Below are 22,972 nucleotides of genomic sequence, written 5' to 3' on the forward strand. Positions count from 1 at the left end.
CTCAAACGCCGGAGGGGCTGAAAGACATGACCGGACCGGCGGGGAATCTCAGCCCGTCCGGGGGGAGAACTCCTCCACCGCCCCCGCCACGATCCCCTCCAGCCGGTCATGATGCGCCCCCCGCCAATACACCCGCCCGCACTCCCCGCACTCCGCGAACACGTCGTACGTCCCCCGCGTGCCGCCCTCCAGCCTGTTCGCCACGTCCTCCTTGGTCGCCGCCCGCAGGGAGCCGTTGCAGGCCGTGCAGCGGGTCCAGGGGGCCAGTGCAGGGGCGAACCGGCCCAGGACATCGCGGAGTTGTTCCTCCGGCGCGTCGCTGTAGACGTACGCCCCTGCCCACAGCTCGCGGCGCCGCAGCAGGCCCCGGTCCCGGCTGAGCAGCACCCGTCGCTCGGTGGCCGAGCGGGTGGCGAGGGCGGGGTCGCCGATGTCCGTGCTCTCGTACGCCGCGTCGACGCCCAGGAGGCGCAACCGGCGGGCCAGCGTGCCGAGATGGACGTCGAGGAGGAAGCGGAGGGGAGCGCCGGGGACGGGTTGCGGGCGGGAGACGGCGCGGACCTCCACCGACTCGCCCGCCGCCGGGATGTGCGAGACCGGGACCTCGGCGCCGTCCACGACGAGCGAGCCGACCTCCGTCAGCGGCACCCCGAGCGACTCGACGACGTGCCCGAGCGTCGACACGCCGTCCGTAACCGCCGTGGTGGGCCCGCCCCTTCGCCCGTGCGGTACGAAAAGCCCCAGCTCGGGGGCGAAGCGGACGAGGATCTCCGGACCATTCATGCGGTCAGGATGGCATGGGGGGAGCAGCTGCACCCGAAGATTTTCCACGGCCCGCCGCGCCCGCCGCGCCCGCCGCGCCCGCCGTCAAGCCCCGGGCGCCGCCGTCCCGAAGCCCGTGGTCAGCATGGACAGGGCGCGGTCCACCAGCTCGCCCAGGTCGTCCTCGTGGCCGTGCTCCGCCCAGTACGCCGCCGTCTCCGTGAGCGCGGCGATGAGGCTCATCGCGAAGACGCGGACCTCCAGCTCCCCGGGGTCGCGGCCCGCCCGCTCGGCGATGACGCGGCACAGCATCCGGCCGGTGACCGACATGCTCTCCAGGAGCCGGGAGCGCACGGCGGGGACCTCGATCATCAGGCGCGTACGGAGGCGTGCGATCTCCGGCTCCTCGGTGAAGCCGGGGCCGCCCACCGCCCTGCGCAGCACGAGCCGCAGGGACTCCACGATCGGCTCGTCCACGGGACGTGCCCGCAGCTCGTCCTCCAGGAGCGGGTCGTACTCGTCGGTGAGGACGATGTCCTCCTTGGTCGGGAAGTAGCGGAAGACGGTCGACGCCGACACCTCCGCGGCCTCCGCGATCTGCTCGACCGTCGTCGCGTCGTACCCCTGCTCGTCGATCAGCCGGTACGTGGCCTCACGGATCGCGATGCGCGTCTTGAGCTTCTTCCGTTCGCGAAGTCCCAGCTGGGAGCCTTGCGAGGGAGCGGTGCTGCGTGCGGCCGTCATGGCGCTCATTGTCGGGCATCCGCCGGCTCCGGTGCCATGTCGGCGTCGTCCGGCGGCGGGGGAGCCTTCGGCAGCAGCGCCGCCACGAGCAGCGCGGTGACCAGCGCCGCGATGCCGCTGACGAGGAGGACGGTCACCATGCCGTCGATGTACGCCTCGTCGGCGGAGCCGGCGAGGCGCGGCACCCCGAGCCGTTCGGCGACCGCGTGGGCGGCCACCACCGACTCGCCCGCGGTGTCCGCCGCCGCGTCCGGGATCTTGCCGGTGTCGAGGCGGTCGGCGTAGACACCGGCGAGGAGCGAGCCGAGCAGGGCGATGCCGATGGCGCTGCCCACCTGACGCACGGTCATCATGAGACCGGTGCCGGATCCCGCCCGCTCCACGGGGAGCGCCCCGAGGGCCGAGTCCATGGCGGGCACGACGCCGAAGCCGAAGCCGATGCCGGCGATCGTGAGCCACAGCGCGGTGAAGCCGTAGCCGGAGTCGACCGTCGTACGGCTGCCGAGGATCGCCGCGAAGGCGAGCACGACGAGTCCGGCGCTGATCACCGCACGCGGGCCGAAGCGGCGTACGAGAGGCTCCGCGCCCTTCGCCGCGATGATGAGGCCGCCCATCATCGGCAGCATCCGCAGGCCGGTGCCGAAGGCGTCATGGCCGAGCACCGCCTGCAAGTACTGCGGAAGCACGAACATCAGGCCCGACAGGACGAACATGACGAGCGTCGCCGCGATCGTGTTGAGCAGGAAGCCGCGGTTGCGCAGCAGCGACATGTCGAGCATGGGGCGGGGCATCTTCCGTTCCCGCAGGACGAGCGCGGCGATCAGGGCGGTCGCGCCGGCGAACATGCCGAGGACCAGCGGGTCGCCCCAGCCCCGTACGGGGGCCTCGATGATCGCGTAGATGAGCGCGCCGAGTCCGGCCGCGGTGAGCGCGGTGGAGGCGACGTCGACCTTCGGGGACGAGGGGTCGGTCGTCTCCGGGAGCAGGAAGACGCAGGCGGTGATGCCGATGGCGACCATCGGGACGTTGATCAGGAAGATCGAGCCCCACCAGAAGTGGTCCAGGAGCCAGCCGCCCACGATCGGCCCGAGCGGCGCGCCGAGCGCGGAGGCCGCAGCGACGATGCCGACGGCCTTGGTCCGCTCGCCGGGGGCGAAGAGCGCGGGCAGCACGGCCATGGCGAGGGGCATGACGAGCGCGCCGCCCATGCCCATGAACGCCCGCGCCACGACGACCAGTGCGACGGAGTCGACGAGGGTGCCGATCAGCGAGCCCACCAGGAAGATCCCGAGCCCGGTGATCAGCATCCTGCGGCGTCCGAACCGGTCGCCGAGGAGTCCGGCCGGAAGCATCAGGGCCGCGAAAACGATGATGTACGCATCCGCCATCCACTGTTGCTCGCCCGTGCTCGCGTCCAGCTGCCCGGCCATCGTCGGCAGGGCGACGTTGAGGATCGTCATGTCGAAACCGAGCACGAGCATGCTCGCGACGAGGGCGGCGAGCGCCCACCAACGGCGTGGGTCCTGCCGGGACGCGGCAGTCGAGCTCGTGACAGTTGCCATGAATTGAGAGTAACTCTCAAAAGGTAGTGACCGTCAAGATGTGCGGGCGTCGCGTGTCCGCGCCCGCACACGCACATGGCCGCGGCTCGAAAGCCGCGGCCATGAAGGGGGAGGGGGCGGGTGTGGCGCCCGTCAGGCTTTACCCGTGCTGGTACGCCACCATCGAGATGCCCACGTAATGCACCGCGAAGGCGGCCAGCGTGAGGGAGTGGAAGACCTCGTGGAAGCCGAAGAACCGCGGGGACGGGTTGGGGCGCTTGATGCCGTAGATCACGCCGCCCGCGCTGTAGAGAAGGCCGCCCACGATCACCAGGACCAGGACGGCGATTCCGCCCGCCCGCATGAAGTCGGGCAGGAAGAAGACCGCGGCCCAGCCCATCGCGATGTAGCACGGGGTGTAGAGCCAGCGCGGCGCACCGACCCAGAAGACCCGGAAGAGGATGCCGGCCACCGCCGCTCCCCACACGCCCCACAGCAGCCACTGCCCCTTCGAGCCGGGCAGGAGCAGCATCGTCAGCGGGGTGTACGTGCCCGCGATGATCAGGAAGATGTTGGCGTGGTCGAGTCTGCGCAGCACCCCGTCGGCGCGCGGACTCCAGGTGCCCCGGTGGTAGATCGCGCTCACTCCGAAGAGCAGGCACGCCGACAGGACATAGATCCCGCAGGCGATCCGCGCACGCGTGGAGTCCGTGAGCGCAAGGAGCGCGATGCCCGAGACGAGCACGGCGGGGAACATGCCCGCGTGCAGCCACCCGCGCATCTTGGGCTTCACTTCATCGAGATCGGGAAGCGGCAGGGCGTCGAGCACGGACGAGTCGGATTTGGATGCCGTCTCGCGGCTGGTGTCCTGGGTGTTCGTGATCGCGTCAGGGACGGGAGCGGTCATATCGGCATCGTACCTACGCAACCGTAAGTTAGGTATCAGTCATGGGGGGACCGTGGCGTACAAGTGGCGATGCTCACGGTGATACCCGAGCGTACAAGTGACGGATTCGTGGCCGGAAGGCCGACCTGATGAGTGGCGATACTCACGCCGCTCACCTGTGAGGCCCTCTGGACATATGCGCGGATGCGTCGGATGATCAAATGAGTGCGGTCGGCACCGGATGAGCGCCAGAGGGAACACCACGTGAAGCGTCCGGGTCGCAGCCCCCACGGGGCAACAAACCTATAAACCCCTCGTATAGGAGCAATCGTGGCGCGCGACATCGCGGCTCCCCTTCTCGCAGAGCCCCTGGGCACTGTCCCCACCAACCACCGGGAGCTGGTCTCCTGGGTGAACGAGATCGCCGAACTGACGCAGCCGGACAGCGTGGTCTGGTGTGACGGATCCGAGGCCGAGTACGAGCGCCTGTGCGAGGAGCTCGTCGCCAAGGGCACGTTCAGGAAGCTCGACCCGATCAAGCGCCCCAACTCGTACTACGCGGCCTCCGACCCGACCGACGTCGCGCGCGTCGAGGACCGCACCTTCATCTGCTCGGCGAAGGAAGAGGACGCGGGCCCGACCAACCACTGGAAGGCACCCGCCGAGATGCGGGAGATCTTCCAGGGCTCGAACGGCGAGGGCGGTGTCTTCCGCGGCTCGATGCGCGGCCGCACGATGTACGTCGTGCCGTTTTGCATGGGGCCGGTCGGCTCACCGCTGTCCGCCATCGGTGTGGAGATCACCGACTCCGCGTACGTCGCCGTCTCCATGCGCACGATGACCCGCATGGGCCAGGCCGTCCTGGACGAGCTCGGCGAGGACGGCTTCTTCGTGAAGGCCGTCCACACGCTCGGCGCCCCGCTCGAAGCGGGCGAGGCCGACGTGCCGTGGCCCTGCAACTCCACGAAGTACATCTCGCACTTCCCCGAGGGCCGCGAGATCTGGTCGTACGGCTCGGGTTACGGCGGCAACGCCCTGCTCGGCAAGAAGTGCTACGCCCTGCGCATCGCCTCCGTCATGGCGCGCGACGAGGGCTGGCTGGCCGAGCACATGCTGATCCTCAAGCTCACGCCGCCGGGGGGCGAGTCGAAGTACGTCGCGGCCGCCTTCCCGAGCGCCTGCGGCAAGACCAACCTCGCCATGCTGGAGCCGACGACCCGCGGCTGGACCGTCGAGACCATCGGCGACGACATCGCCTGGATGCGCTTCGGCGAGGACGGCCGGCTCTACGCGATCAACCCCGAGGCCGGTTTCTTCGGCGTCGCGCCCGGCACCGGCGAGCACACCAACGCCAACGCCATGAAGACCCTGTGGGGCAACTCGGTCTTCACGAACGTCGCCCTCACCGACGACAACGACGTCTGGTGGGAGGGCATGACGGAGGAGACTCCCGCCCACCTCACCGACTGGAAGGGCAACGACTGGACGCCGGAGTCCGGCGTCCCGGCCGCGCACCCGAACGCCCGCTTCACCACGCCCGCATCGCAGTGCCCGATCATCGCGCCCGAGTGGGAGGACCCCAAGGGCGTGCCGATCTCGGCGATCCTCTTCGGCGGCCGTCGCGCCAGCGCGGTGCCGCTGGTCACGGAGTCCTTCAACTGGCAGCACGGCGTCTTCCTCGGCGCGAATGTGGCGAGCGAGAAGACCGCAGCGGCCGAGGGCAAGGTCGGCGAGCTGCGCCGCGACCCGTTCGCGATGCTGCCGTTCTGCGGCTACAACATGGGCGACTACATGGCCCACTGGGTCAAGGTCGGCGCGGACAAGGACCAGTCCAAGCTGCCGAAGATCTACTACGTGAACTGGTTCCGGAAGAACGCCGACGGCAAGTTCGTGTGGCCCGGCTTCGGCGAGAACTCCCGCGTCCTGAAGTGGATCGTGGACCGGCTCGACGGCAAGGCGGAGGGCGTCGAGACGCCCATCGGCATCCTGCCGACGGTCGACTCGCTGGACACCGAGGGCCTCGACCTGGCCAAGGATGACCTGGAGTTTCTGCTCACGGTCGACAAGGAGGTCTGGCGCGACGAGGCCTCGCTGGTCCCCGAGCACCTGAACACCTTCGGTGACCACACGCCCAAGGAACTGTGGGACGAGTACCGCGCCCTGGTGCAGCGTCTCGGCTAGACGTACCGCGCATTCCGGATGAGCCCCGCACAACGGCGTGCGGGGCTCATCCGCGTATATCCGCATCTCGCATACGCCGCCTTCACATGCCCCTCACATGTTTCAATGACCCCACACGGGGGGCCGCTGATCGACGCGCGCCCCAAAACACCCTGTGGGGGGCCAAGTTGAAGCAATCTCAGCGGTTAAGACGTGTGACGGGTGCCGCGCTCGCGGTGGCTCTGAGCTCGGCCTGTCTGGTCGCCGTCACCGCACCCGCCGCGCACGCCGCCACTCCGTCGGACGAGGTGGCGAAGCTGCCGATCTCCTCGTTCGGGGCGATGGTGGTGGACGACACGCACGAGCGGGTCTACGTCACCGACGGGAACAAGAGCGGCAGCGGGGCGAGCGCCGTCCTGGTCTACAACTTCGCGGGGCAGCGCGTCGGTTCGCTCGCCACCGATCAGCCGGCGTCCGGCATGGCGCTCAGCGCGGACGGGGCGACCCTGCACGTGTCGCAGTCCAACCGCATCCTGACGTTCGACACGGCGACCCAGACCAGGACCGGCGCCTCGGGCACGAACTTCGACGTCACCTGCGGCCGGGAGGTGGCCGTCGCGGGCGGCAAGACGTGGTTCACGGAGACGCCGTACACCGGCAGCTCGTACTGCGAAAGGCCCGACAACACCGCCCTGCTGTACCAGGTGAAGGACACCTCGTACGTCAACACCGGCTGGAACAGCGAGGGGCGGCTGAAGATCGAGTCGGGGCCCGGGGCCCCGGACCGGCTCATCATGGGGCAGGCGGGCGTGAACAGCGCGGCCAACGCGTTCGTCGCCACCTTCGACGCGAGCGGCGCCAACCTGGTGCGCGGCCCGCAGCGACGCTTCGCGGACGCCGAGGGCAAGGGCGCGCTCGACCTCAAGGACCTCGCCCAGAGCGCCGACGGCAAGCGGATCGCCGTCGCCGACGCGGCGTACGGCACCCGGCTGCTCGACGCCTCCGACCTGGCGGACGCGCCGACCGGCTATCAGTCGCTGCCCGAGGGCGCGAAGGCTTCGGCGGTGGCGTTCAGCGGGGACGGAAAGTACGTGGCGCGCGGCGCGGTCGCCTCCGGCAGCGTCTCCGACCTGCTGATCCAGCCCGCAGACCCGGCGGACGGCACCACCCCGATGGAGTTCGCCTTCGAGGGGGAGCTCGACGGCTCGCGGGTCGTGCCGCGCGGCCTCGACTGGTCCAAGGACGGCTCACGGCTCTTCGCGGTGACCTCGGACGGCGGCTACAACCACTGGCTGCACGTCATCAAGCCGCCGGCCGCCCAGCACGACTCGCGCTTCACCGGCACCCTGAGCACCACGCCGTCGAAGCCCGTCGTCGGTGAACCGCTCGGCATCCGCGGCAAGCTGGAGCTGGACGGTCCCGCGCCCGCCGAGCCGGTGAAGGTGGAGGCGGTCCGCAAGGACGCGGACGGCACGACGGAGGTGGCCCCCGCCAAGGTCGCCGCCGACGGCAGCTTCACCGTCCTGGACGTACCGGACCGGCTCGGCGAGGCGACGTACACGCTGCGGTTCCTCGGCGATGTCACGCACCGCCCCGCCGAGGACGTCACGCTCACCGTCGACGTGGCGAAGGCGCCGACCTCGATCGAGCTGACGGCGCCCGCCGAGGCGACCCGCGCGGGTGGCGTCGAGATCACCGGGAAGCTGACCGGGCAGGGGCGCTCGCTGCCGTCCGGGATCGCCCTGAAGGTGACGCGGACCGACCGGTTCGGGACGACGGGCGAGCTGACGTCCGCGTCGGTCGCGGCCGACGGCACGTTCAAGGTCAGGGATCTGCCCAGCAAGCGGGGCAAGACCGTCTACGCCGTCAGCTACGAGGGCGACGACCTGCACTCGGGTTCGTCGGCCGAGGCGACGGTGCGGGTGACCGGCTGACCAGGTAGGTGGCGCCCGGTCCGCGGCCTGTACGGCCGCGGACCGGGGCCGTCAGTGGGCGCCGACGAGATGCGCGGCGCCTGCGTGCGCGTCCATGCGGTGGGCGGCGAGGATCGCCGCCGCGGTGTCGGCGCGGGACGCGGCCACCACCAGGGCGCGGCCCGCGAGGGCGTGGGCGCGCTGGTGCAGGGCGGTGAGGTGGGGTTCGTGGATGGCGGTCACCACGGCCGAGCGGACGGGCGGCAGACCGCCGCGCAGCCGGGCCACCTCGGACGACAGCTGCTCGGCGGCGTCGTCCAGGTCGGCGGAGGGCGCGAGGGCGCGCAGCTCGTCCGTGACGGCGAGCAGCGCCGCCAGATGCGCGGCGAGCTGGATGTCCAGCTCCTCCTCGCGGGAGCGGTGCGGGAAGTCGCCCGGGTCGGCCATGGCATGGACCGACTTGGTGCGGATCGGCTCGTACATGGGATGGCCTCCTGGCGGGTAGCTTGAAAGCCATCCTACATTAGATTCTGTCTAAAGTTGAGTCGGGTCATGCGTGCATGGTCACGGCTGGCTGTAGCCGTCCAGGAAGGTGCCGATGCGCGTCACGGCCTCGGCCAGATCCGTCGCCGTAGGCAGCGTGACGACCCGGAAGTGATCGGGCTCGGGCCAGTTGAAGCCGGTGCCGTGCACGACCATGATCTTCTCGGCCCGCAGCAGGTCGAGCACCATCTGGCGGTCGTCCTTGATCTTGAAGACCTTCGGGTCGAGCCGCGGGAAGAGATAGAGCGACCCCTTCGGCTTCACACAGCTCACGCCGGGGATCTGCGTCAGCAGGTCGTACGCCGTGTCGCGCTGCTCCACGAGCCGCCCGCCCGGAAGCACCAGGTCGTTGATGGTCTGCCGCCCGCTGAGCGCGGCGACCACGCCGTGCTGGCCCGGCATGTTCGCGCACAGGCGCATGTTGGCGAGGATCGTCAGGCCCTCGATGTACGAGGACGCGTGCGCCTTCGGGCCCGAGATGGCCACCCACCCGACGCGGTAACCGGCCACCCGGTACGCCTTCGACATGCCGTTGAAGGTGAGGGTGAGGAGGTCGGGGGCGATGGAGGCGGTCGGGGTGTGGACCGCGCCGTCGTAAAGGATCTTGTCGTAGATCTCGTCCGAGCAGACCAGCAGATTGTGGCGGCGGGCGATGTCGGTGAGGCCGCGCAGCATGGCCTCGCTGTAGACGGCGCCCGTCGGGTTGTTCGGGTTGATGATGACGAGCGCCTTGGTGCGGTCGGTCACCTTGCGCTCGATGTCGGCGAGGTCCGGCATCCAGTCCGCCTGCTCGTCGCAGCGGTAGTGCACGGCCGTACCGCCGGAGAGCGAGACCGCGGCCGTCCACAGCGGATAGTCCGGCGCCGGCACGAGGACCTCGTCGCCGTCGTCGAGCAGGCCCTGCATGGCCATGACGATGAGCTCGGAGACGCCGTTGCCGATGAAGACGTGCTCGACGTCGGTCTCGATGCCCAGGGTCTGGTTGTGCATGACGACCGCGCGGCGGGCGGCGAGCAGACCCTTCGCGTCGCCGTACCCGTGCGCGTCGCCGACGTTGCGGAGGATGTCCTCCAGGATCTCCGGCGGGCACTCGAACCCGAAGGCCGCGGGGTTGCCGGTGTTGAGCTTCAGGATGCGGTGGCCCGCCGCTTCCAGCCGCATCGCCTCCTCGAGCACCGGGCCCCGGATCTCGTAACAGACGTTGGCGAGCTTCGTCGACTGGATGACCTGCATGTCCGCGAGCTTACGGGCGCGTAAGGACACCCGCCTCGTGTTTTGCGCCACGTCGGGCCGGGGAGTGTCTCCCGGCCGTGTCGCGGGAGGCGAACGGGTCTGCCGCGACACGTCGCCGGCCCGGGAGTGTCCTCTCAGCGGTCAGTTGTGTCCGCATGCGGTCTTGTTCTCGCGGCCGAGTACCCCCAACAATGCGCATGACAAAACCGAAGCAACTTCGGTCACATAGTCAACAGAGGGGACCCCCCACATGCACAAGCCTCTCGTCGTCGCGTGCTTCTCCGCCCTGCTCCTCGGAGCAACGGCGGTGCCCGCGACGGCCGTCAGCGACGCACGTCCCGCCAAGGCGAAGGCGGTCGACTTCGCGGGCACGGTGGCGCTGAGCAACTGTTCCGGCTCGGTCGTCCGGGTGCCGGACTCCAAGCCGGAGGACCCGGCGCTCGTGATGTCCAACGGCCACTGCCTGGAGGCCGGCTTCCCGGCGCCCGGCGAGGTCGTCGTCGACAAGCCGTCCTCGCGCAGCTTCACCCTCCTCGACGCCGCCGGCGGCGACGCGGGCACGGTCAAGGCGAGCAAGATCGCCTACGGGACGATGACGGACACCGACCTCTCGCTCTACGAACTCACCAGCACCTACGGCGAGATCGAGAGCCAGTTCGGCATCAAGGCGCTTGAGCTGAACGCGGCGCGGCCGGAGCAGGGCACGGCGATCACCGTCGCCTCCGGCTACTGGAAGAAGATGTACAAGTGCAGCATCGACGGCTTCGCCCACCGCCTCAAGGAGGGGAACTGGACCTGGAAGGACTCGGTCCGCTACACCCCCGACTGCCAGACGATCGGCGGCACTTCGGGCTCACCGGTGATCGATGACGCGACCGGCAAGGTCGTCGCCGTCAACAACACCGGCAACGAGAGCGGCGAGGAGTGCACGGACAACAACCCGTGCGAGGTCGACGAGAACGGCAAGGTGACGGTCCGCGAGGGCATCAACTACGCCCAGCAGACGTACGGCGTGGTGCCGTGCGTGGCACCCGGCAACAAGATCGACCTGAGCCGCGAGGGCTGCGAACTGCCCAAGCCGTAAGGCTCCGGGCGACGGCGGGGCCGCCTCGCGCGGGCGGCCCCGCCGAATTGTCAAGAGTTCTCACCCCTTGTCCCCTTCCTCGGGACCCCCGAAGAATGCCCATGACAACCACACAGGGCACAGCTACAGGGGGGCTCCACACATGAAGAAGGCTCTCGCGGGCGGCTTGCTCGCCCTCACCCTCGTAGGGTTCGGCTCCGCACCGGCGGTCGCGGCACCGGACAGCGCACCCTCGACGCGGGCGGCGGGGGAGGCCGCGAAGAAGGCCGTCGACTTCGCGGGCACGGTGGCGCTGAGCAACTGTTCGGGCTCCGTCGTCCGCGTGCCGCAGTCGAAGGCGGACGACCCCGCGCTCGTCCTCTCCAACGGCCACTGCCTGGAGAGCGGATTCCCGGCGGCGGGCGAGGTCATCGCCGACCAGCCGTCCACCCGCACCTTCAAGCTGCTCGACGCGAAGGGCGCGGAGAAGGCGACCCTCACGGCGAGCAAGCTCTCGTACGCGACGATGACCGACACGGACATCTCGCTCTACCAACTCACCTCTACCTACGCCGACATCAAGAAGAAGTACGGCATCAAGGCGCTGGAGATCGAGGACGCCCACCCGGTCAAGAAGCGGGCGATCACCGTCGTCTCCGGGTACTGGAAGAAGACGTACACCTGCAAGATCGACGGGTTCGCGTACCGCCTCAAGGAGGGGGAGTGGACCTGGAAGGACTCCGTCCGCTACACCCCCGAGTGCCAGACCATCGGCGGCACGTCCGGCTCGCCGGTGATCGACCACAAGACCGGCAAGGTCACCGCGGTCAACAACACGGGGAACGAGGACGGCGAGCGCTGCACCCTCAACAACCCCTGTGAGGTGGACCGGAAGGGCAACGTGACGGTCCGGCACGGCATCAACTACGCGCAGCAGACGTACGGGATCGTGCCGTGCGTAGGCCACGACAGCAAGATCGACCTCGGCCGCAAGGGCTGCAAGCTGCCGCGCCCGACGGCCGCCGCCCAGAGGTAGCGGCAGAACCGGACCCGCCGCCACCCGGTGACGGCGGTTCACTCCGGTGAGACGTTGCCCGCGGCACTCGTCGCCGGACGGACCGGCGGGGAGGAAGGGGACACCATGACCAAGATGATCGGTCACGTGGAGTACGCGAACGACGAGGCGGAAGCGACCAAGCTGCTCACCGAGTACAGCGAGTCGATCGGCCTCCCCTGGGGAGTGATCCCGCAGCGCAAGCGCGAGGCCTCTGTGCGCATCGCGACCTACGAGGACAAGAACAACGGTCTGGCGGCGGCCAAGAAGACCCTCGACGACGACGTGGCCGAGCAGCGGCGCGCGGAGCGGGTGGCGGAACGCACGGCGGAGATCAAGAAGCAGGCCGACTCCTTCGTGAACGCGGTCGGGGTGAAGAGCAGCGCGGGCTCGCTCCTCGACCTGTGCAGGCACCACTACGAGCAGGCCAACCACCCCAACTTCACCTTCGGCTCCGGCATGACGGAGGCCGAGTACGCCTCCTTCCAGGAGGAGTGGGAGGAAGCCGCCGAGGTGGCCACGCAGCGCTACAGCCAGTTCACGAACCTCCACTCGACCGCGATCCAGGACAAGGCGGCCCTCGGCAAGGGGAATGTCGGGGACACCCTGGACACGCGCGGCAGGCAGGGCAACGTGTTCGTGACGATCGTGGGCGCCAAGTTCAACGCCCACATCGACATCAAGGGCAAGAAGAAGTGAGGAAGTAGCTCCGGGTTCGGCGGAGTTACGGCGTCCGGCGCACGGCGCGTCCCGCGAGGACGTCCGTGCGTCGGCCGTCCTCCATCACGAACTTGCCGTCGATCAGGACGTGCGGGATGCCGGTGGGGAGAGTGCGGGGGGCGTCGAAGGTGGAGCCCGCCGCGACCGTCTCGGGGTCGAAGAGGACCAGGTCGGCGCGGTAGCCCTCGCGTACGACGCCTCGGTCGGGGAGGCGGAGGCGGGCCGCGGGACGTGACGTGAGGTGGGCGACGCACTCCTCCAGGGTGAGGACGCCGAGGTCGCGTACGTAGCGGCCGAGGTACTGGGGGAACGTGCCGTACGCCCGCGGGTGCGGCTTGAAGCCCTGGAGGATGCCGTCGCTGCCGCCGGTGTGCACGGGGTGCTGCATGATCGCCCGGACGTTCTCCTCGTGGCCGACGTGCTGGAGGATCGTCGAGCCCAGCTTGTCGTTGATGAGCAGGCGCCGGGCGGTGACCCACGCCTCCTCGCCGCGCTGGGCCGCCGACTCCGCGATGGTCTTGCCGACGCAGGAGGCGAGGCCCGGGTCGGAGACGCCGGAGATCTCGATCGTGTCCCACTCGATCGGTACGCCGTGACAGCCGTCGGCGCCGATGACCTCCATGTGGTGGCGGATCTTCTCGGCGGTCGCGTCGTCCTGGAGGCGGGCGAGGATCGCGTCGGGCCCGCCCTCGCTGGCCCAGCTCGGCAGCATGGCGACGAGGGTCGTGCAGCCGGGGGTGTAGGGGTACGTGTCGAGGGTGATGTCGGCGCCCTGCGCGAGGGCGTCGTCGAGGAGGGCGAGCAGGTCGGGCGCCTTGCCCTTGTTCACGCCGAAGTTCATGGTGGCGTGCGCGAGGTGGAGGGGACAGTCGGCGGTACGGGTGAGGTTCACCATCTCCTCGTACGCCTGGAGGGCGCCGGCGCCGTAACTGCGGTGGTGGGGGCAGTAGTAGCCGTTGAACTGGGCCACGACCTTGCAGAGCTCGGTGAGCTCGGAGTCGTCGGCGTACATGCCGGGGGTGTAGGTGAGGCCGGAGGACATCCCCACGGCGCCCTGCTCCATGCCCTCGGCGACGAGCTGCTTCATGCGCTCGACCTCGGCGTGGGTGGCCGGGCGGTCGTCCCAGCCGACCGCGTACATGCGGACGGTGCCCTGCGGGATGAGGTAGGCCGCGTTCACGGCGGTGCCCTGGCGGTCGAGGCGGTCCAGGTACTCGCCGACCGTGCGCCAGTCGAAGTCGATGTCGCTGCCGTCGCCGTTCCAGCCGGTGATGGCCTGGCGGACCTGGGCGAGGGTGCGGTCGTCGACCGGGGCGTAGCTCAGCCCGTCCTGGCCGATGACCTCCAGGGTGACGCCCTGGGCCGCCTTCGCGCTGTGGTCCGGGTCGCGGAGGAGGGCGAGGTCGCTGTGGGCGTGCATGTCGATGAAACCGGGCGCGAGGGCCAGGCCGTCGGCCTCGACCGTGCGGGTCCCCGTGGGACGGGGGCCCGTGTCCCCTTCCCTGCGGATCTCGGTGATCCGGCCCTCCTGTACGGCGACGTCGGCTCGGTAGGAGGCACCTCCGGTGCCGTCGATGACGCGTGCGTCCCGGATCACCAGGTCCAGGTCCATGGGGAGTGCCTCTTTCTTGCGTGGGCGCAGGTTGTGTGTGGTGCACCCGGCCTCCGGCCGGATGGTTGTTCCCACCCGCACCACCCGTGCGGCTCTCGATGTCGGGTGCGGGTGGCAGTGGTGGGGGTTGCGCACCGTTGGCGGCTGCCGGGTGATCGGGTGGGCGGGCGCGAGGGGTTCCGTCGCGGAGCGACGGCGCCCCCACCGCCCTGTGTGGGGAGCGGCGTCCTCCCCGCCCGCCCACCCCGTGCTGCGGGGCAATCGAGGTGGGTGGGAGAGGTTCCGGCGTGGAGCGGCGGGTTGGGTTCTTCGTCCGCGGGTGTGCTGCGGGGTGATCGGGTGGGTGGGCGGGAAAGATCCGCCGCGGAGCGGGCGGTTCGGGGGGCCCGCTCAAGACCCAGGGGTCAGAAATAAGTACGGATGTAGTCCGTGACCGTCCCGTCCGCCTCCACCAGCGGAATCAACTGCCACTTGTCGAACGACGTGCACGGGTGCGAGAGCCCCAGCCCCACCCAGTCGCCCACGGCGAGATCCGCCTCCGGAGTAGTCCGGACCCACCCGTGCTGATCGGAGAGCCCCGTCACCGTGACCCCCGTCGCGGGCCGGTCCACCCCGCCCCGGTGGACGACCTGCGCCTCGGGCAGGTCGATGTCGTACGCCGCGTCCCGCTTCCCCGCGTTGGTGAACGCCTGCTCGGGCGTGGGCCGCGACACCACCTGCGTCCAGAGGCGGAACGCGGGGTGCAGCGCACCCTCGTCGGGGATGCGGTTGAACGGCGTCAAGTGCCGGTAGTGGCCGTCGTCATGGGAGACGTACGCCCCGGAGCGGAGCAGCTTCAGCACCGGCACCGACAGTTCGGGGATCTCCTCGAAGACGTCCGCCACCGCGTCGAACCACGCGCTGCCCCCCGCGCTGACGACGATCTCGTCCAGATCCGCGAACCGGTTCGCCTTGTCGAACTCGACGGCGAGCGCGGTGAGTCGGCCCAGCCAGGCCCGTACCCGCTCGGGCGTCGCGTCCGGCACCTCGCCCTCGTAACCGGCGACGCCCACCAGACGCAGCGTGTCCGCGGCGGCGACCGCGTTGGCGATCTCCACGCACTCGGACTCCGTACGCACACCGGTACGCGCCCCGTCACCCGCGCCGAGCTCCACCACGACGTCGACGGGACGCGTCGCGCCCGCCTCGCGCAGAGCGGCGTCCATCAGGGCGACACCGGATTCGGAGTCGACGTAGCAGATGAAGCGGAAGGAGGGGTCCGCGTCCAGCTCGGCCGCGATCCAGCGCAGCGCCGCCGCGTCCACCAGTTCGTTGGCGAGGAAGATCCGCTCGATGCCGTACGCCCGCGCCACCCGCACCTGGTGCGGCACGGCCAGGGTGATGCCCCACGCGCCCCGCTCCAGCTGCCGGGCGAAGAGCTGCGGCGCCATGGACGTCTTGCCGTGCGGGGCGAAGGCGAGGCCGTGCCGCTCGGAGTAGGCCTCCATCAGCGCGAGGTTGTGCTCCAGGCGCTCGGCGGACAGGGCGAGGACGGGGGTGGTGAAACCGTCCGTGAAGAGGTTCCGGCGCTGGGCCGCGAGCTCGCCGACCGTCAGGCCCTCCGCGTCCGGCGGAAGGCCCTTGAAGCGGTGGTCGACCCGCTCTTCTGCGAGCCGGTCGAGCTCCCGGGCACGACGTCCGGCGGAGCGGTCGGCTGCGTTGTCGGCGGCCATGGCGCCTCCTCGAAAAGGTGCGTTGCATTATGTGCAACGGTCATTGCGTATGTCGCTTACTGCTGTCTAACATCCGAGCCAACGCCGGGTCAACGGATCCCGGCAGTCGGTTGGCAGTCGGTTGAGGGGCAGGAAGATCGTGACCGCAGAGGCCGCGCAGGCAGCGATGGACGCGCAGGCAGCATTGGACGTCGTCGCGCTCGGCGAGTCCATGGTCACGTTCCTGCCCTCACGCGCCGGACGCCTCGCCGACGTCCCCTCCTTCGATCGCGGAATCGGCGGCGCCGAGTCGAACGTCGCCTGCGCGCTCGCCGCCGCCGGCCACCGCACCCGCTGGGTCAGTCGCGTCGGCGCCGACGGCTTCGGGGACCACCTCGTCGAGGCGATCGCCCGCTACGGCGTGGACACCGGCTCCGTCGGACGCGACCCGCACCGCCCCACCGGCATCTACTTCCGCACCGCCGACGACCGCGACACCGACGCCCACGAGGTCCTCTACTACCGCGCGGGCTCCGCCGCCTCCGCGATGGCGCCGCACAGCGTGGACCGCGAGGCACTCGACGCAGGCCGCATCCTGCACCTCTCCGGCATCACCGCCGCCCTCTCCGCGGACTGCCTCGCCCTCCTGCGCGAGCTGACCGCGCCCCGCCCCGGCCGCCCGCTGGTGTCCTTCGACGTCAACTACCGGCCGGGTCTGTGGAGCGGCGACGCGCGCGAGGCGGGCGCAGGCCCCCGCGTCCTCCTCGACCTCGCCCGCGGCGCCGACCTCGTCTTCGTCGGCGAGGACGAGGCCGCCGACGCCTGGGGCATCACCGGAGGCCCCGACGCCATCCGCGCCGCGCTCCCGGAGCCCGCCACCCTGGTCGTCAAGCAGGGCAGCCAGGGCGCCACCCTCTACGCCGAGGGTGAGACCGCCGTCCATCAGGCCGCGCTCAAGGTCGACGTCGTCGCCCCCGTCGGCGCCGGTGACGCCTTCGCCGCCGGGTTCCTCTCCGCCACCCTGCGCGGCCTGCCCGCCGACCGGCGCCTGCGCCACGGGCACCTCATGGCGGCCGCCGCGCTCACCGTCGCCGGTGACCTCGCGACCCCTCCCGCGAGGGCGCACACCGACCGTCTTGCCGCACTGGACGCCGACGGCTGGGGGACACTTCGTCTCGGCCCGGGCTGGACCGACGGCGTCCCCCCGAACACCGAGGCCAAGGAGGAGGCACGTACATGAGCCAGACCGTCGACCGCGCCCTGTCCATCCTGCCGCTGCTCGCCGAGGGCCCCGCCGATCTCGGCCAGGTCGCCGAGCGCCTCGAAGTGCACAAGTCCACCGCCCTGCGGCTCCTGCGCACGCTGCACGAACACGGCCTGGTCTACCGCCAGTCCGACCAGCGCTACCGCCTGGGCGCCCGCCTCTTCGCGCTCGCCCAGGAGGCCGTCGAGAACCTCGACGTACGCGAGATCGCGCACCCCCACCTCCTCGCCCTCAACGAGAAGTGCGGGCACACCGTGCACCTCGCGGTCTACGAGGAGCAGGAAGTCCTCTACATCGACAAGGTCGAGAGCCGCTATCCGGTGCGGATGTACTCGCGCATCGGGAAGCCGGTGGCGATCACGGTCGCCGCCGTCGCCAAGCTGCTGATCTCCGACTTTCCCGAGGCCGAGCGCCGTGCGATCGCGGAGAAGCTCGACTACCCCACGTACACGTCCCGTTCGACACCCAACGCCGCCGCGTTCCTCAAGGAGCTGGCGACGGTGCGCGAGCAGGGATGGGCCACCGATCTCGGTGGCCACGAGGAGTCCATCAACTGCATCGGGGCCCCCATCCGCGGTGCGGACGGCCGGGTCGTCGCCGCCATGTCGGTCTCCGCGCCGAATGTCGTCGTCACCGCCGAGGAACTCCTCACGCTGCTCCCGCTGGTGCGCCGTACGGCGGACGCCATCAGCCGGGAGTACTCCGGCAAGTCACCCCTCAAGGAAGTCTGAACCACACCATGACCGAGAAGATCGCTCTGACCCCCGCCACGCACACCACCCCGCCCGCGAAGTTCTCCCACGGCGTCAAGAAGGGCAACATCCTTCAGGTCGCCGGTCAGGTCGGCTTCCTCCCCGCCGAGGAGGGCAAGGCCCCCACCCCCGCGGGCCCGACCCTGCGCGAGCAGACCCTCCAGACCTTCGCCAACGTCAAGGCGATCCTCGAAGAGGGCGGCGCGACCTGGGACGACGTGATGATGATGCGCGTCTACCTCACGGACGTGGACCACTTCGCCGAGATGAACGAGATCTACAACGCGTACTTCGAGGAGCAGGGCCTCAAGGCCCCCGCCTCGGCCCGCACCACGGTCTACGTGGGCCTGCCCAAGGGTCTCCTCATCGAGATCGACGCGCTCGCCGTCCTGGGCTGAGCCGCCCTCCGGGCTGATCCGTCCTCCGGGCTGATCAGCCCCACCGCAGAGCCTCCGCAAGCCACCAGTCGTCACGGCGCGGCGCCCTACTCCCCCCTTCGGGCGCCGCGCCGTGATCCCCCCTGCCCTGAAAGCTCCATGCACTTACGAGGTCAAAGATGTCCCCGTCGTCCCCCTTCGCCGCGCTCGCGGCCGCCGCCCCCGCCGAGACACCACCGCACACCGGCGGAATCCTCACCCTGATCGACGGCACCGCCGGTCTGCTGACCGTCGCCGCGCTCGGCATCGTGCTCCTGCTCTTCCTGATCATCAAGGTCAGGCTGCAGCCCTTCGTGGCGCTGCTCGCGGTGTCCATAGTCGTCGGCCTCTCGGCCGGCCTCTCCGTCACCGAACTCTTCGGCACGGTCCAGAAGTCCGACGCGGTCTCCGTCATCGAGTCCGGCATGGGCGGCATCCTCGGCCATGTGGCGATCATCATCGGCCTCGGCACGATGCTCGGCGCGATCCTGGAGGTCTCCGGCGGTGCCGAGGTCCTCGCCTCCCGCCTGCTCGGCCTCTTCGGCGAGAAGCGCGCGCCCCTCGCGATGGGCCTGACGGGCCTCATCTTCGGTATCCCGGTCTTCTTCGACGTGGGCATCTTCGTCCTCGCGCCGATCGTGTACGCCGCCGCCAAGCGCAGCGGCAAATCGATCCTGCTCTACTGCCTGCCCCTGCTCGCGGGTCTGTCGATGACCCACGCGTTCCTGCCCCCGCACCCCGGCCCGGTGGCCGCGGCCGGTCTGCTCAAGGTGGACCTCGGCTGGGTCATCCTGATGGGCCTGATCTGCGGCATCCCCGCCGTCATCGCCGCCTGGGTGTACTCCGCGTGGATCGGCAAGCGCATCTTCGTGGCCGTCCCGCAGGACATGGTCGAGGCCGCCGACGAGGCGCGGCAGGCGGTCGTCGCCGAGCAGCGTGCGGCAGGTGTCGAGCCGCGCGAGAAGCCGGTGCCGCTCGGCATGGTCTTCGCGATCATCGGAACGCCGCTGTTCCTGATCCTCCTCGCGACCTTCTCGTCGATCGCCTTCGACCCCTCCACCTTCCGCTCGGTCATCGAGTTCTTCGGCAGCCCCTTCGTCGCCCTGACGATCGCCCTGCTGATGGCGTACTACCTGCTCGGCATCCGCCGCGGCTGGTCGCGCAAGTCTCTTGAGACGGTGTCGACCTCGTCCCTGAAGCCGGTCGGCAACATCCTCCTGGTGGTCGGCGCGGGCGGCATCTTCGGCGCGGTCCTCAAGGCGAGCGGTGTGGCCACGGCCCTCTCGGACACCTTCCAGGACGTCGGCCTGCCGATCATCGTCCTCGCCTACCTGCTCTCCCTGGTGCTGCGCGTCGCCCAGGGCTCGGCGACGGTGGCGATCGTGACGACGGCGGGCATCGTGGCCCCCCTCCTCTCCGAGGGCGACTACTCCCAGGCCTTCATCGCCCTGGTCATCATGGCGATCTCGGCGGGTTCGATCTTCGCCTCGCACGTGAACGACGGCGGTTTCTGGATGGTGGCGAAGTACTTCGGCATCTCGGAGCGGGACACGCTCAAGACGTGGACGGTCCTGGAGTCGGTCCTTTCGCTGGCCGGTTTCGCGGTCGCGGCCGTGGTGAGCCTGTTCGTGTAGCGCGTTCGTACGTCCACAGGGGGCGCCCGGCGATTCGCCGGGCGCCCCTGTTCGACGTGCGGGCTCAACTCGTGCAGTACTGCTGCTCCTTGCCGATGGAGCGGTACATGCAGTCCGAGTTCTCCAGGAGTTGCAGGACCGCGTCCCTGTTGCGGTTCGTCTCCCGCTCGATCACCTCGTCGGGCGGGTAGAAACCGCCGCCGCCCGCGGACGACGGGTACATCTCGAAGGTGTAGCTGAAGATCTTCTGGTTGCCCCAGAGCCAGTCGTTGATCGACCCGTCCGTGATGTAGAGGTCACTGGACTGCTGCGGCGTGTAGCCGTTGCTCGCGGCCATCTTCCGGCCGATGGCGGCATGCGCGTCGCGGTCGTCCTGGGTGAGACCGGGGCCCGTGTCGCTGTACGTGTAGCCGTACGGCCACAGGACCAGCTCGCTGTACGTGTGGAAGTCGATGGAGGCCTTGATCTGCTGCTTGCCGCCGACGATGCGGCTGCGCACGAAGTTGGAGACGACCTGCGTCTCGGGTGCCGACTCGGCGCGGGGGCCGCGGTAGGTCTCGGAGCCCGTGGAGCCGGACGAGCCGCCGCAGCAGCCCCACCGGTAGGCCCAGTTGCGGTTGAGGTCGGTGCCGACGTTCGACGAACCGCTGTTGGGCTGACGGTTCTTGCGCCAGCTGCGGTACGAGCCGGACGCGATGTCGTACTCGCCGCCGTCCGGGTTCAGGTCCGGCACGATCCAGATCTCGCGCTCGTCGACCATCTTCTTGATCCGCGCGTCCGTGCCGTAGTCGTCGCCCAGCTCGCGCAGCAGGTAGAGCGCCATCTCCACCGTCAAGTGCTCGCGCGCGTGCTGGTGGTGGGTGAAGAGGACCTCCGGCTCCGCCTCGTCCGTACCGACGTTGTCGCTGATCTTGATGGCGACGATGTCCCGGCCCGAGTAGGACTTGCCGATGACCCTCTTGCTCATCAGGGTCGGATGGGCCGCGATGCGCTGGTTGATCTCCGCGTTCATCTCGGCGTAGTTGTGGTACCTCGAGTCGGCGGGCGGGAAGTCCTTGGCCTCCACCGGCTCCCCGTTCGTACGCTTCGGGGGTCCGGCCAGGGCCTTGAGCTCGTAGCCCGCGTCCCGGAGCCCGGCCGCCTCGCGGCCGTCGGCCGAGACGACCACCGCGCGGGCGTCGACCTCGTCGATCGCGACGCCGGTGCGGGCGAGCGCGGTGCGGGCGGCGGGGTCGTCGCCGAGGGGGATCTCGTACTGGCGCGTTTCGTTGTCGGAAGCGGCGGCCGTGCCGCGCGCGGCGGGTCCTGCGGTGTCCGGTGCGGCGTTGGCGGTGATGGGCGCCGCCACGGCGAGGGCGAGAAGGACCGCGAGGGCGGCGGATCTTCTGCCGCGTATGCGGAGTCGCATGAAGTCTCCTGGGGGTGGGGGGGTGGTTCAGTGCGACGCGTGTGGTGCGGGTCGTGCGGGGGTGCGCGGTGCGGTTTGTGCAGAGGCGCGGGAGGTGCGGTGCGGGTTGCGCGGGCCCATCGTGGAGGCATGGCATGCTCCGGTCAACACTGTCTTCGGCCAACCCCTTGTGTGACGAGCCGCCATGAGGTTTCTTGATCGGCATGGCTGAAACGACAGGCAGTGACGCTGCCACGGGAGATGCGGCTCCCCGGCTCCGCAAGCCGAGCTGGAAGTACATCGGCCCCGGCATCGTCGTCGCCGCGACCGGCGTCGGCGCAGGTGACCTCGTCGCGACGCTCATCGCGGGCAGCAAGTTCGGTTACACGCTCCTGTGGGCCGCGATCATCGGCTGCCTCGTGAAGATCTCGCTCGCCGAGGCGACCGGCCGCTGGCACCTCGCCACCGGCCGCACCCTCTTCGAGGGCTGGCGCAGCCTCGGACAGTGGACCACCTGGTACTTCGCGATCTACGTCGTCATCTGGGGCTTCGTCTACGGCGCCACGGCGATGTCGTCGAGCGCCCTGCCGCTCGTCGCGCTCTTCCCGGACGGGCCGAGCCTGAAGACCTGGGCGATCCTCTGCGGCCTGATCGGGCTCGCGTTCGTCTGGTTCAACCGGTACGCCGTCTTCGAGAAGGTCATGACGGTCGTCATCGGGATGAAGTTCCTGATCGTCGTGTACGTCGCCATCCGCGTCGCCCCCGACCTCGGCAACGCCTTCGCGGGCCTCGCGCCGGTCCTGCCCGACGGTTCGCTGCTCTACACGCTCGGCCTGATCGGCGGCGTCGGCGGCACCATCACCATGGCCGCGTACGGGTACTGGGTGAACTCCAAGGGCTGGACCGACATCAGCTGGCTCCGGGTCATGCGCCTCGACAACCGCGTCGCCTACATCACCACGGGCGTCTTCGTCGTCGCGATGATGATCATCGGTGCCGAGCTCCTGCACTCCACGAACATCGCCCTCACCTCGGGCGACCGGGGCCTCATCGACCTCGGCAACGTCCTGGAGGACAAGTTCGGGGCGGTCACCGCGAACCTCTTCCTGATCGGCTTCTTCGCCACGTCCTTCGGCGCCCTGATGGGCGTGTGGCACGGCGTGAGCCTGATGTTCGCGGACTTCGTGGAGCGGCTGCGGCGCGAGCGGGCCGGTACGACCGAAGCCGAGGAGGCGAGCGCGGGCCCCGACGGCATGGTCAAGGAGGTCGCGGCCGGCAAGCGGGAGAAGTCGGTGCCCTTCCGGGCGTATCTGCTGTGGCTCACCTTCCCGCCGATGGGCCTGCTCTTCCTGGACCAGCCGTTCGGCCTGGTCGTCGCGTACGGCGTGCTCGGCGCGTTCTTCATGCCGTTCCTCGCGCTGACGCTGCTCTGGCTGCTCAACTCCTCGCGCACACCCAAGCAGTGGCGCAACGGCATCCTGAGCAACGTGATGCTCGCGGGAGCCGGACTGCTCTTCCTCGTCCTGTGCGTACAGCAGGTGCGCGACCTGCCCTGGTAGGCCTCACGCGCAGGGAGCACCGCAGCGCCGCCGGGGGA

At 69.9% G+C, this 22,972-nt stretch carries 19 protein-coding genes; 10 read left to right on the top strand and 9 right to left on the bottom strand.

What is annotated here, in order from left to right; all coding sequences use genetic code 11:
- Positions 1-48: 48 nt before the first annotated feature.
- The 4 genes from AB0I66_RS18555 to AB0I66_RS18570 form a co-directional block, all read right to left on the bottom strand.
- Entirely contained in the window at positions 49-783 is a 735-nt protein-coding gene (locus tag AB0I66_RS18555; RefSeq protein WP_363208933.1) for a Mut7-C RNAse domain-containing protein, read from the bottom strand.
- Between the two features lie 84 nt (positions 784-867).
- Positions 868-1,515 (bottom strand): TetR family transcriptional regulator, encoded by a 648-nt coding sequence (locus AB0I66_RS18560; RefSeq protein WP_363208934.1) that lies wholly within the window; start codon positions 1,513-1,515, stop codon positions 868-870.
- The gene (locus AB0I66_RS18565) at positions 1,512-3,068 is read right to left on the bottom strand and encodes an MFS transporter (protein WP_363208935.1); all 1,557 of its coding nucleotides are present in this window, start codon (positions 3,066-3,068) and stop codon (positions 1,512-1,514) included. The genes AB0I66_RS18560 and AB0I66_RS18565 overlap by 4 nt, the downstream gene beginning before the upstream one ends.
- A 139-nt stretch (positions 3,069-3,207) precedes the next feature.
- On the bottom strand, positions 3,208-3,954 hold the full coding sequence (locus AB0I66_RS18570; protein ID WP_363208936.1) for a hemolysin III family protein: 747 nt from the start codon (positions 3,952-3,954) through the stop codon (positions 3,208-3,210).
- A 309-nt stretch (positions 3,955-4,263) separates the two neighbouring features.
- Between AB0I66_RS18570 and AB0I66_RS18575 the strand changes: the two genes are divergently transcribed.
- Both AB0I66_RS18575 and AB0I66_RS18580 read left to right on the top strand, forming a co-directional pair.
- Complete coding sequence (locus AB0I66_RS18575) at positions 4,264-6,114, top strand: phosphoenolpyruvate carboxykinase (GTP) (RefSeq protein ID WP_363208937.1); 1,851 nt, start codon at positions 4,264-4,266, stop codon at positions 6,112-6,114.
- A 194-nt stretch (positions 6,115-6,308) separates the two neighbouring features.
- Entirely contained in the window at positions 6,309-8,027 is a 1,719-nt protein-coding gene (locus AB0I66_RS18580; protein ID WP_363208938.1) for an Ig-like domain repeat protein, read from the top strand.
- Between the two features lie 51 nt (positions 8,028-8,078).
- Here AB0I66_RS18580 and AB0I66_RS18585 read toward each other — a convergent pair whose 3' ends face one another.
- Together AB0I66_RS18585 and AB0I66_RS18590 are read right to left on the bottom strand one after the other, a co-directional pair.
- On the bottom strand, positions 8,079-8,489 hold the full coding sequence (locus AB0I66_RS18585) for a hypothetical protein (protein WP_363208939.1): 411 nt from the start codon (positions 8,487-8,489) through the stop codon (positions 8,079-8,081).
- 81 nt (positions 8,490-8,570) lie between these two features.
- The gene (locus AB0I66_RS18590) at positions 8,571-9,782 is read right to left on the bottom strand and encodes a pyridoxal phosphate-dependent aminotransferase (protein WP_363208940.1); all 1,212 of its coding nucleotides are present in this window, start codon (positions 9,780-9,782) and stop codon (positions 8,571-8,573) included.
- A gap of 250 nt (positions 9,783-10,032) precedes the next feature.
- Here AB0I66_RS18590 and AB0I66_RS18595 point away from each other — a divergent pair, with 250 nt between their 5' ends.
- The 3 genes from AB0I66_RS18595 (at position 10,033) to AB0I66_RS18605 (ending at position 12,598) form a co-directional block, all read left to right on the top strand.
- Entirely contained in the window at positions 10,033-10,866 is an 834-nt protein-coding gene (locus tag AB0I66_RS18595) for a serine protease (RefSeq protein ID WP_363208941.1), read from the top strand.
- A gap of 142 nt (positions 10,867-11,008) precedes the next feature.
- Entirely contained in the window at positions 11,009-11,881 is an 873-nt protein-coding gene (locus AB0I66_RS18600) for a trypsin-like peptidase domain-containing protein (RefSeq protein WP_363208942.1), read from the top strand.
- A 105-nt stretch (positions 11,882-11,986) separates the two neighbouring features.
- Positions 11,987-12,598 (top strand): hypothetical protein, encoded by a 612-nt coding sequence (locus AB0I66_RS18605; protein WP_363208943.1) that lies wholly within the window; start codon positions 11,987-11,989, stop codon positions 12,596-12,598.
- Between the two features lie 25 nt (positions 12,599-12,623).
- Here AB0I66_RS18605 and AB0I66_RS18610 read toward each other — a convergent pair whose 3' ends face one another.
- Both AB0I66_RS18610 and AB0I66_RS18615 read right to left on the bottom strand, forming a co-directional pair.
- Entirely contained in the window at positions 12,624-14,225 is a 1,602-nt protein-coding gene (locus AB0I66_RS18610; protein ID WP_363209390.1) for a D-aminoacylase, read from the bottom strand.
- A 410-nt stretch (positions 14,226-14,635) separates the two neighbouring features.
- Positions 14,636-15,943, bottom strand: coding sequence for an amino acid deaminase (locus AB0I66_RS18615; protein ID WP_363208944.1), 1,308 nt, complete (start codon positions 15,941-15,943; stop codon positions 14,636-14,638).
- A gap of 166 nt (positions 15,944-16,109) precedes the next feature.
- On the opposite strand from AB0I66_RS18615, the gene AB0I66_RS18620 reads away from it, so the two are divergent.
- The 4 genes from AB0I66_RS18620 to AB0I66_RS18635 all read left to right on the top strand — a co-directional run bounded on the left by AB0I66_RS18620 (position 16,110) and on the right by AB0I66_RS18635 (position 19,988).
- On the top strand, positions 16,110-17,162 hold the full coding sequence (locus tag AB0I66_RS18620) for a sugar kinase (protein ID WP_363209391.1): 1,053 nt from the start codon (positions 16,110-16,112) through the stop codon (positions 17,160-17,162).
- A complete protein-coding gene (locus AB0I66_RS18625) occupies positions 17,159-17,917 on the top strand; it encodes an IclR family transcriptional regulator (RefSeq protein WP_363208945.1) in 759 nt (252 codons plus the stop codon). The genes AB0I66_RS18620 and AB0I66_RS18625 overlap by 4 nt, the downstream gene beginning before the upstream one ends.
- An 8-nt stretch (positions 17,918-17,925) precedes the next feature.
- Positions 17,926-18,336, top strand: coding sequence for a RidA family protein (locus AB0I66_RS18630; RefSeq protein WP_363208946.1), 411 nt, complete (start codon positions 17,926-17,928; stop codon positions 18,334-18,336).
- 158 nt (positions 18,337-18,494) lie between these two features.
- Positions 18,495-19,988 (top strand): gluconate:H+ symporter, encoded by a 1,494-nt coding sequence (locus tag AB0I66_RS18635; RefSeq protein ID WP_363208947.1) that lies wholly within the window; start codon positions 18,495-18,497, stop codon positions 19,986-19,988.
- 64 nt (positions 19,989-20,052) lie between these two features.
- On the opposite strand, the gene AB0I66_RS18640 is transcribed toward AB0I66_RS18635, so the two are convergent.
- A complete protein-coding gene (locus tag AB0I66_RS18640) occupies positions 20,053-21,396 on the bottom strand; it encodes a M14 family metallopeptidase (RefSeq protein WP_363208948.1) in 1,344 nt (447 codons plus the stop codon).
- Between the two features lie 203 nt (positions 21,397-21,599).
- On the opposite strand from AB0I66_RS18640, the gene AB0I66_RS18645 reads away from it, so the two are divergent.
- Positions 21,600-22,934, top strand: coding sequence for an Nramp family divalent metal transporter (locus AB0I66_RS18645; protein ID WP_363208949.1), 1,335 nt, complete (start codon positions 21,600-21,602; stop codon positions 22,932-22,934).
- The last annotated feature ends 38 nt before the right edge of the window (positions 22,935-22,972 follow it).

Origin of the sequence: Streptomyces sp. NPDC050439 (assembly GCF_040655335.1) — a bacterium.
GTDB lineage: Bacteria > Actinomycetota > Actinomycetes > Streptomycetales > Streptomycetaceae > Streptomyces.